8 protein-coding genes are annotated in these 10,058 nt (G+C 61.0%); 2 read left to right on the top strand and 6 right to left on the bottom strand.

The annotated features are described in order from the left end of the window. The 3 genes from sufC to VIM98_RS14615 all read right to left on the bottom strand — a co-directional run. On the bottom strand, positions 1–762 hold a 762-nt coding region (gene sufC, locus VIM98_RS14625), incomplete at its 3' end, for a Fe-S cluster assembly ATPase SufC (RefSeq protein ID WP_331993843.1). Between the two features lie 39 nt (positions 763–801). Continuing rightward, positions 802–2,271: a Fe-S cluster assembly protein SufB gene (gene sufB, locus VIM98_RS14620; RefSeq protein ID WP_331993842.1), complete on the bottom strand. Its 1,470-nt coding sequence runs from the start codon at positions 2,269–2,271 to the stop codon at positions 802–804. After that, positions 2,268–2,729, bottom strand: coding sequence for an SUF system Fe-S cluster assembly regulator (locus tag VIM98_RS14615; protein ID WP_331993841.1), 462 nt, complete (start codon positions 2,727–2,729; stop codon positions 2,268–2,270). Before VIM98_RS14615 ends, sufB begins: the two co-directional genes overlap by 4 nt. A 243-nt stretch (positions 2,730–2,972) precedes the next feature. Between VIM98_RS14615 and VIM98_RS14610 the strand changes: the two genes are divergently transcribed. Beyond that, entirely contained in the window at positions 2,973–3,311 is a 339-nt protein-coding gene (locus VIM98_RS14610; protein ID WP_331993840.1) for a P-II family nitrogen regulator, read from the top strand. 82 nt (positions 3,312–3,393) lie between these two features. Further along, positions 3,394–4,668, top strand: a complete 1,275-nt coding sequence (locus tag VIM98_RS14605) for an ammonium transporter (protein WP_331993839.1) — start codon at positions 3,394–3,396, stop codon at positions 4,666–4,668. A 155-nt stretch (positions 4,669–4,823) separates the two neighbouring features. Here VIM98_RS14605 and VIM98_RS14600 read toward each other — a convergent pair whose 3' ends face one another. The 3 genes from VIM98_RS14600 to VIM98_RS14590 form a co-directional block, all read right to left on the bottom strand. Beyond that, on the bottom strand, positions 4,824–7,937 hold the full coding sequence (locus VIM98_RS14600; RefSeq protein WP_331993838.1) for a CusA/CzcA family heavy metal efflux RND transporter: 3,114 nt from the start codon (positions 7,935–7,937) through the stop codon (positions 4,824–4,826). Beyond that, positions 7,937–9,019 (bottom strand): efflux RND transporter periplasmic adaptor subunit, encoded by a 1,083-nt coding sequence (locus VIM98_RS14595; RefSeq protein ID WP_331993837.1) that lies wholly within the window; start codon positions 9,017–9,019, stop codon positions 7,937–7,939. Before VIM98_RS14595 ends, VIM98_RS14600 begins: the two co-directional genes overlap by 1 nt. Next, on the bottom strand, positions 9,016–10,058 hold a 1,043-nt coding region (locus VIM98_RS14590), incomplete at its 5' end, for a TolC family protein (protein WP_331993836.1). The genes VIM98_RS14595 and VIM98_RS14590, both read right to left, overlap by 4 nt.

Here is a 10,058-nt window from a genome sequence, read left to right as displayed (position 1 = left end):
TGCCTGCACTCCGGCCGGCTCGCGCTCGGCAAGCCACGCATAGCCCTGCTTTTCCAGCTTGAGAGCGAGCGTCTTGTCGCCGCTTTCGACAATGCGGCCGTCAGCCAGCACATGGACGAAATCGGGCTGAATGTAATCGAGCAGACGCTGATAGTGAGTAATCAGCAGAAACCCACGCTCCGGCGAACGCAACGCGTTGACGCCTTGAGCGACCTGTTTGAGGGCATCGATATCCAGACCCGAATCGGTTTCGTCCAGGACCGCCAGCTTCGGCTCCAAGACTGCCATCTGGAAAATCTCGTTGCGCTTTTTCTCGCCGCCGGAGAACCCTTCATTCACCGCGCGATGCAAGAGCTCGTCCGAAATCTGCATGACCTTGAGCTTTTCGCGCACCAGCTTGAGGAACTGCATGGAATCGAGCTCGGCCTCGCCACGCTGCTTACGCTGCGCATTGAGCGCCGCGCGCAGGAAATAGGTGTTGTTGACGCCAGGAATTTCCACTGGGTACTGGAAAGCCAGGAACACACCTGCCGCGGCGCGTTCTTCGGGTTCCAGCGCAAGCAGGTCGCGACCCTCGAAGCTCACCGTGCCCTCGGTCACTTCATATCCGTCGCGACCGGACAGCACATTGCCGAGCGTCGACTTGCCGGCGCCATTGGGTCCCATGATGGCGTGCACCTCACCGGGGTTTACCGTGAGAGTCAGGCCCTTGAGGATTTCCTTGCCCTCGACGCGGGCGTGCAGGTTCTCGATCTTCAACATACTGTTTCTATCCGAAAGTGATGGATGCCGCGGGGCGAATCAACCGACCGCGCCTTCCAGCGAGATTTCCAAAAGTTTCTTGGCTTCCACCGCGAATTCCATGGGTAGTTCGCGAAATACCTGCTTGCAGAAGCCATCGACGATCATCGACACGGCATCTTCCTCGCCGATACCGCGCGAGCGGCAGTAGAAAAGCTGGTCGTCGGAGATCTTCGAGGTGGTCGCTTCGTGCTCGACGATCGCGGTGGGGTTCTTCACTTCCATGTACGGGAAGGTGTGTGCGCCGCAGCGCTTGCCGATCAACAGCGAATCGCACTGCGTGTAGTTGCGCGCGCCCTCGGCGCCCTTCTCTACTTTGACCAGGCCGCGGTAGGCATTGGAACTGCGGCCGGCACTGATACCCTTGGAGACGATCTTGGATTTGGTGTTCTTGCCGATGTGGATCATCTTGGTGCCGGTATCGGCCTGCTGGCGATGATGGGTAAGCGCCACGGAGTAGAACTCGCCCACCGAACGATCGCCGCGCAGCACGCAGCTGGGATATTTCCAGGTGATCGCCGAGCCGGTCTCCACCTGAGTCCAGGAGATCTTCGAATCGTCACCGCGGCAGTCGCCGCGCTTGGTCACGAAGTTGTAGATACCGCCGCGTCCTTCCTCGTCACCCGGATACCAGTTCTGCACGGTCGAGTACTTGATCTGCGCTTTCTCCAGCGCCACCAGTTCCACCACTGCCGCATGCAATTGGTTCTCGTCGCGCATCGGCGCGGTGCAGCCCTCCAGATACGACACGTAGGCCGCATCCTCGGCAACGATCAAGGTGCGCTCGAACTGCCCCGTATGACCGGCATTGATGCGGAAGTATGTGGACAGCTCCATCGGGCAGCGCACGCCCTTGGGAATGAATACGAAGGAACCATCGGAGAACACTGCCGAATTGAGCGCGGCAAAATAGTTGTCGCCGACCGGCACGACCGAGCCGAGATACTTCTGCACCAACTCGGGGTACTCGCGAATCGCCTCGCTCATAGAACAGAAGATCACGCCGACCTCGGCCAGTTCCTTGCGGAACGTGGTGCCGACCGAAACCGAGTCGAACACCGCGTCGACCGCCACCCCGGCCAGCTTCGCACGCTCATGCAATGGCACGCCGAGCTTGTCGTAGGCCTCGAGCAGCTTCGGGTCGACCTCGTCCAACGACTTGGGCCGGTTCTTTGGCGAGGCGTAATAGCTGATGGCCTGGAAATCGATCGGCCCGATCTTGAGCTTGGCCCAATGCGGCGTCGGCATGGTCAGCCAGTGACGATAGGCTTTCAGGCGCCATTCGGTCATCCATTCCGGCTCGTGCTTGAGCGCGGAAAGCTGGCGCACGATGTCTTCGGACAAACCGGGCGGCAAGCTATGGGTCTCGATGTCGGTCACGAAACCGGCTTCGTAGCGGCGACCCAACGCCGAAGCGACTTCGGCGTTGTCGCGCAGCACACTGGCGTTTTCGCTGATTTCGATGCTCATGATGCGGATGTGCCTTTCATTTCACCGGCACGGCCGGTGGGAGATGCGATGGTTTGCGGCGGCACGAGCATGTCGGCAAGGCTCATGGCCTTCAGCGTGCGCTCGACCACCTGATTGACCTGCTGCCAGCTGCCACGCACGGAACATTGCGAGGCCCGCTCGCACTGGCCGTCGGCGGCGCTGCATTCGGTCATGCCGATGGGTCCTTCCATCGCTTCGACAATCTGTGCCAGCGAGATCTCGCTGGCCGGCCGCGCCAACCGGTAACCGCCGTTGACACCACGAAACGACTCCACCAGCGCGGCATGCCCCAGGGCCTTGAGCAGCTTGCTCACCGTGGGCAGCTCCAGATGCGTCTCGTCGGCGATTTGCGCCGTACTGAGCACGTCGTCCGGATGCGATGCCATACAGGTCATCACCACCGTGGCGTAATCGGTTAGGCGGCTGACGCGGAGCATGAGTAAGAAGGCGGCAGGGACGGCTTGAATTGGGACTAAAATGGTACTGATTTAAGCCGCCCGGGTCAATCTGGCGCATTGCACCGAAAACCGACAAGCCTGCTGAGGCTTTGCCCCAAAATCGAGCAACCAGCCATTCGCGATGACGATATAACTTATTGATTTAAATTATGTTATTAGCAAAAGTTCCACTGGCACGCATCCTGCTGCACCGCGGCAGAGCCACTGTGAGGACGATGCGGCATGAAGTGGATTACAGCGATCATCAAACCTTTCACCCTGGACGACGTCCGACAGGCCCTGACCGAAGTGGGTATCGCCGGGATGACCGTTACCGAAGTCAAAGGCTTCGGCCGGCAGCACGGCCACACCGAGCTCTACCGCGGTGCCGAATATGTCGTGGATTTCCTGCCCAAGCTCAAACTGGAGATTGCCATTGCCGACGATCAGCTCGATCGGGCAATCGAGGCCATCAGTAGCGCCGCGCGTACAGGCAAGATCGGCGACGGCAAGATCTTCGTCAGCGAACTGGAACAAGCGATCCGCATCCGCACGCAGGAGGTCGATGTCGATGCGCTTTGAAACGTCACGAGTGAATAGTGAGGCGTCAAGGGTTAGGGCGCTCGGTCGGATCGCCCTGACAGTCGCGGGGCTGCTCGCTGCCATGCCGTTATTCGCGCAGACAGCGACGCCGGCAGCAACGCTCAATAGCGGCGACACGGCATGGATGCTTACGTCCACCATGCTGGTCTTGCTGATGACGATTCCTGGACTGGCGCTGTTCTACGGCGGTATGGTGCGGGCGAAGAATCTGCTGTCGGTCTTGATGCAATGCTTTGCCATTACCGCAGTGGTAACAGTGCTGTGGCTCGTCTATGGTTATTCGCTTGCCTTCAGCACACAAGGCATGCAGGCACATGTAACCAACCTGCATTCGATTGTCGGCGGCCTGGATCGCGCGATGCTTGCCGGGCTGAAGCCCGACTCGTTGTACCAGACCGTACCCGAAGCCGTGTTCGTCATGTTCCAGCTTACGTTCGCCATCATCACGCCCGCATTGATCATCGGCGCGTTCGCCGAGCGCATGAAGTTCAGCGCCCTGCTCTGGTTCAGCGGCCTGTGGCTGACCCTGGTCTATCTGCCGATGGCGCACATGGTATGGAGCGGCCCCGGTTCGCTACTCGGCGATCTGGGCGTATTGGATTTTGCCGGCGGCACCGTCGTGCACATCAATGCGGGCATTGCCGGCCTTGTGGCCTGCTTGATGATCGGCAAACGTCGTGGCTACCCGCATACTCCCATGCCGCCGCATAACCTGGGTTATACCGTTGTCGGTGCCAGCCTGCTGTGGCTGGGCTGGTTCGGTTTCAATGCCGGTTCGGCGGTCGCCGCCAATGGCAGCGCAGGCATGGCCATGCTCGTCACACAGATCGCCACGGCCGCTGCTGCGCTGGGTTGGCTCGGTTCCGAATGGATCGCACACGGACGTCCAAGTGTGTTGGGCATCGTTTCCGGTGCCGTGGCCGGGCTGGTGGCGGTAACGCCAGCGGCGGGCACGGCAGGTCCGGGCGGCGCGCTGGTGCTCGGCTTGATTGCCGGCGTGGTTTGCTTCTTCACCGCCACACGGCTCAAGCACAAGCTGGGTTATGACGACTCGCTGGACGTGTTCGGTGTGCATGCCGTGGCGGGCATTATCGGCGGCCTGCTGACCGGCCCGCTCGCCGCACCCGCGCTCGGTGGATTTGGCACGGTGACCGAACTAGGTACGCAACTGTGGATCCAGACCAAAGGCGTGCTGTTCACCATCGTCTGGAGCACGATGCTGAGCGCGGCGATTCTCAAGCTGATCGACCTCACGCTCGGTCTGCGTGTAGACGACGAACAGGAACAAATCGGCCTGGATCTCTCCTTGCACGAAGAAAAAGCCTACAACCTTTAATCTCCCTCCCCGTGGGATAGCGGCCAGGACGGTGAGCGTTCTGGCCGTTTTTTTGTAAAACATCGCCGGCTTAGATTCGTAGGGCTCCCCCTCACCCCAGCCACCCCGACTTTGCCGGGCAAGCGAACTGGGGCGAGGGTAACGCCTCATTCCATCTAGCTCGCAACTCCCTCACTACCACGCTGACGGCGCTCTTCGATCCAATCATAGATCACTGGCAACAGCACTAAGGTCAACAGCGTGGATGTGATCAAGCCACCAATAACCACGGTCGCCAACGGCCGCTGCGTTTCCGCCCCCACGCCGCTGGACAGCAACATCGGCAGCAGCCCCAGAATGGCAACGCTCGCGGTCATCAGCACCGGCCGCAGACGCAATGCCGTCCCCCGCAACACAGCATCGCGTACCGACACCCCCGCCGTACGTTGTTGATTGAGAAAGCTCACCAGCACGATGCCGTTGAGCATGGCCACACCGAATACAGCGATGAAACCGATCGCCGAGGGCACCGACAGATACTGCCCGGTCAACGCCAAACCCAACACGCCACCGATGGTGGCAAACGGAACGTTGGCCAGGATCAGCGCGGCATGGCGCACCGACTGGAAAGCGGTGTACAACAGCACGAAGATAAAAAAGATCGTCGCCGGTACGATCAGCCCCAAGCGCTGCAACGCGCGCTGCTGATTCTCGAAAGCTCCGCCCCACTCGGTGTAATAGCCAGTCGGCAACTTCACAGACTGCTTGATAGCCGCATTCGCATCCTTGACGAAGCTATCGATATCGCGCCCCCGCACATCCATTTGAATCACTGCATGACGCTGCAACTGCTCCCGGCGAATAAATGAATAGCCCTCAACCACATCTACCTTGGCTACCTGCGACAACTGCACGATGGCACCGGAAGATGTACGCAGCGGAATACGCCGGATCGCTTCAAGCGACCCACGATCCGTATCCTCCAATCGAACGGCAATATCGAAACGGCGCACGCCATCGAGCAGACTGCCGACGGCCTCGCCGCCGATTCCGTTCCTCACTACGCCAAGCACGTCATCGGCATTGAGCCCATAGCGCGCCAGCGCATCGCGATCTACCGCTATACGAATCTGCGGTTTGCCGATATTGGCCTCCAGCGCCAGATCGGCCACGCCGGGAATACCGGCGAGCACGCTCTTCAGTTTGGCGCTCAGGCGATCGAGCTCATGCAAGTCATCGCCATAGAGTTTCAGGGCCAGCGTGGCACGCACGCCGGAAATCAGCTCTTCGACACGCATCTGGATCGGTTGCGTATAACTCACCACCGCTGTAGGCAACGCGTCGGAGAGCTCACGCTGCATGGCCTCCTCGATACTTTCGAGCGTTTGTCCCTTGCGCCACTGGGAGGCCGGCCTCAGTGGGGTATAGACCTCCATATAGTTCACATCTGCGGTCTCGCCTTTCTCTGCGCGGCCGATCATCGCAAGCGTAGTGGACACCTCGGGAAACTTTTCGTTTATGCGCTCGGCGACCCGGCGGGAGATCGCGATCGATTCGTCCAGGGATGCCGAAGGGATCGAGGTAATCCGCCACATGATGGCGCCCTCCTTGAGGTTGGGCATGAACTCCTTTCCGAGGAAAGGGAACAACGCAAGGCTTCCGGTCAAGGCGACAACCGACATGACCATTACGGTGCGACGGTGGTGCAGCGACCAGGTGAGCACCTTGCCGTAGGCGCGCTTTAGCATGGCAACCAGGCGCGTGTCCCTCTCCTCTTTCGGACGCAGCAGCAAGGCAGACAGGACCGGAATAACGGTCAATGCAAGCAGCAACGAGCCCGCCATGGCGAAGCCGATATTGAACGCCATCGGCTTGAACATCTTTCCTTCCAACCCTTGCAGGCTGAAGAGCGGCAGGAATACCACGATGATGATCGCAATAGCGAAGGCAATCGGACCCGCCACTTCGCGCGCTGCTTCAAGGACCGCCTTGGTGCGATCCACCTGTATCCCGCGTGCACGCTGTTCGGCCATGATGCGGAACGCGTTCTCCACCATCACCACCGCACCGTCCACCATCATGCCGATACCGACTGCCAGGCCAGCTAGCGACATCAGATTGGCCGAGAGCCCGCCCCACTCCATGCAAATGAAAGCAATCAGCATAGCCAACGGCAATGCAACGATGACCACCAGCGCGCTGCGCACTTCACCCAGAAACAGGAACAACACCAACGCGACCAATAAGGAACCTTCGATCAGTGCACGCACTGCCGTGCGGACCGACGCGTTCACCAGTTCGGTGCGCTCGTAGACCGGCTTGATCTCTACACCCGGAGGCAAGGCCCGGCGCGCCGCCTCCAGCTTGGCTTTCACTGCATCGACCACGCTCTTGGCATTCTCGCCGATCCGCGCCAGAGCCTGTCCCATCACCACTTCCTTGCCGTCGCGAGTGACGGCACCCGTACGCGGTGCACCGGCATCGACAACAGCGGCAACGTCGCGCAAGTAGACCGGGGTGCCGTCTTCGCTCTTGAGTACGATGCGGCCGATGTCGTCGGCATCCGTCACGCGCCCAAGCCCGCGTACCAGATATTGCTCGCGCCCGACATCCACCACGTTGCCGCCAACCTGCGCGTTATTCGCCTGCAGGGCCGCGATCACTTCCTTGAAACCAAGCCCGTGCGCAATCAGCTTCAGGGGGTCTATCCGTACCTGGAATTGCCGCTCCTTCCCGCCCCAGGAGGTTACATCGTCGACACCGGGAGCGGTTCGCAAGATCAGGCGTATATTCCAGTCTTGAATGGTGCGCAGGCCGGTGTCGTCCGCAGCCGTGTCGCCTTGGTCGCTGCGCTCCACCGTATACCAGAACACCTGCCCGAGACCGGACGTATTTGGGCCTAGTTCCGGCTTGCCGTAACCGTCGGGCAAACGATCGCCCACTTGCTGCAAGCGCTCGTTGACCAGTTGACGGGCGAAGTAGATATCCATGCTGTCGTCGAAATACACGGCGACGTACGACAGGCCAAACAGGCTGACCGAGCGGATTTCCTGGACCTTCGGCAATCCGCCGAGCGCCGACTCTACAGGCGTAGTCAACAGCTGTTCGACATCTTCGGCGGCCAGGCCGGGCGCCTCGGTATAGACATTGACCTGTACCGGCGTGACATCCGGAAATGCATCGATCGGCAAGCGGGTTATCGCCCGATAACCCAGCACGCAGAGTACGGCTACGCCCACCAGCACAAGCAACTTGTAGCGCAGCGACAGTTCCACCAGACGCGTCAGCATTACTCTTCTCCCAGCTGCGAACGCAGCAACCGGGCCTTAAGCTCGAACGCGCCCCGGCTCACGTATTCTGTGCCGACTTTCAGACCGTCCTTGATCGTTACCCAGTCGCCTCGTTGTTCGCCCGTCACGACTGGCATCGGCTCGAACGCCTGCCCTGGCCTGGCAACGAACACGGTTGCCTGGTTCTGCAACAAGACGACCGCTTCCATGGGAACGGCCAATACCGCGGCGGTTGCCTTCGTATCCAGACGCACATCGACCAACTCGCCCGGATGTAGCAGGTCGCGACGGTTGTCTACCTGAATGCGCACGGGGACAGTGCGTGTGCGCTCGTCGGTTCGATGTGCGCGCTGCAACACCTGGCCCGGTAATTCGACACCATGAGCAAGAATGCGCGCATCGCCGCCCGCCTTCGCCCTGGCGGCATCCGCCGCGGGCAATTGCGCCTCGATCCAGACCGAATCCTCCTTTACCAGGGTAAACAGTGTACGACCCGGCTCGACACGCTCACCGACCAGGAACTGGTCGGATGCGATTCGCCCGTCCGTCGGCGCAAGCAAGGCATAACTACCGTCGGCACCTGCCGAGCCTGCGCGCAAAACGCCTCGGATCTGCCCTTCGGAAAGTCCATAAGCGCGCAATCTAGCGCTCGCCTGGTCGCGTTGCACCCGGACTTCGGCATAGCGCCTGCCAGATACGGCCTGCGGGCCTAGTGCGGCAACACGTTGCCATTCCTGTTCGGCGACGATCAATGCACCCTGCGTCTCTGCAACCTGCACGCTGGACAATATCAATAAGGGCTGCCCCGCTTTAACGACATCGCCAAGCTTGGCTTTGCGCGACAGTACGATCGAATCGACCCTGGGCGTCACCAGTTCTGTGGAATATGCATCGGCCTTTACTTCGCCGGGCGCACGCAGTTCCTCGGACAATCGCCGAGGCGCGAGACGCTCGGTCACGATGCCGGCCTCCCTGAGGCTCCGCGCGTCCAGTTGCAGCGGCGAGGCCAGATCCTGCGCCATGAGAGGCCCGGCACTTGCAGATAACAACAGTGCGGCGATTTTCGAGAATCGATTCTTCATGGCGCGGAGTCCTTGCTGTCACCGTCGATCCAATCGGTCAGGCGACCGGCGGCTTGGAGATAGTCGAACCAGGCCTGCCAGGCCTGGGCTTGCAGTTCGAGGCCCGACAACGCGGTATCGAGGCTTTGCTTGAGTTGCACGAGATAATCCGAGGTGCCGATCTCACCGGCGCGCCACAGTTTCTCCAGCAACGCCGCACGCTCGTCGAACGCCGCGCTACGCCCGGCACGGAAAGCGCTTTCGGCGTCGTAAAGAGCCACATAGCGTGCGCGCGCCTCGAGCAGGCGAGCACGCATGCTCAATGCACGCGTTCGCGTTCCGGCGGCGGCGGCTTCGGCTTGCGCGCGGGCCGCGTCGATCTCGGCGCGACCGGTATTGAGTACTGGCAACGGAATCGACACACTCAGTCCGATCACACGATCGCTGATGGGGCCCGAACGGACGCGACCTCCGGTCAGCGCGATCGTCGGATCGGGGCGGCGGGCACGCTGCGCAATCTGGATGCCCGCTTCGGCAGCGTCCTGCTCGGCGCGGGCCTTGCGTAGCTCGGGCAGATCCTCGATCGCTCGTGGCGAGATACCCTGCGGTTCGGGCAAGCGCTGCGGTAAAACGACAGCCGTTGGGGTGTCACCGCCGGTTAGCGCCAGCAGCGCCGCACGGGCCGCCGCTTCGTTGCCAGCGAGCGAGGCCTGCTGAATCTGGGCTTCGCCTAAGGCAAGTCCAGCCAGATCGCGCTCCGGGCTGTTGATATCGCCCAGCTTGAGCCGATCCGCAGCCAGTGCATCGAAACGTTGCATGAGCACGACGCGCCGCATGCCCCATTCACGCTGGCGTGCGGATAGTTCCGCCGCTGTCCATGCCTTCAGCCAGCGTGCCGCCACCTCGCGGCGAACCAGGGTGTAATCGGCGTCGCTGACCTCGAACTCGGCGACACTTCGTGCCGTTCTCGCCGAGCGCTTACCCGACAGATCCAACGGCAAACTCAAGCTCGCTGTGCGTCGATCGACGTCGGCATTCTCTACATCGAACGAAACGGCGG

The organism is Dyella sp., from assembly GCF_036568765.1.
Lineage (GTDB): Bacteria > Pseudomonadota > Gammaproteobacteria > Xanthomonadales > Rhodanobacteraceae > GSA-30.
The sequence above is the reverse complement of the archived record's forward strand: the minus strand, read 5'-3'. Positions and strand labels throughout refer to the sequence as shown.

Bases quoted from the DNA above. Each gene is read 5' to 3' on its own strand.
- VIM98_RS14595 (WP_331993837.1), bottom strand. From the start codon at position 9,019: ATGAAGAATCGATTCTCGAAAATCGCCGCACTGTTGTTATCTGCAAGT.
- VIM98_RS14600 (WP_331993838.1), bottom strand. From the start codon at position 7,937: ATGCTGACGCGTCTGGTGGAACTGTCGCTGCGCTACAAGTTGCTTGTG.
- VIM98_RS14610 (WP_331993840.1), top strand. From the start codon at position 2,973: ATGAAGTGGATTACAGCGATCATCAAACCTTTCACCCTGGACGACGTC.
- VIM98_RS14605 (WP_331993839.1), top strand. From the start codon at position 3,394: ATGCCGTTATTCGCGCAGACAGCGACGCCGGCAGCAACGCTCAATAGC.
- sufB (WP_331993842.1), bottom strand. From the start codon at position 2,271: ATGAGCATCGAAATCAGCGAAAACGCCAGTGTGCTGCGCGACAACGCC.
- VIM98_RS14615 (WP_331993841.1), bottom strand. From the start codon at position 2,729: ATGCTCCGCGTCAGCCGCCTAACCGATTACGCCACGGTGGTGATGACC.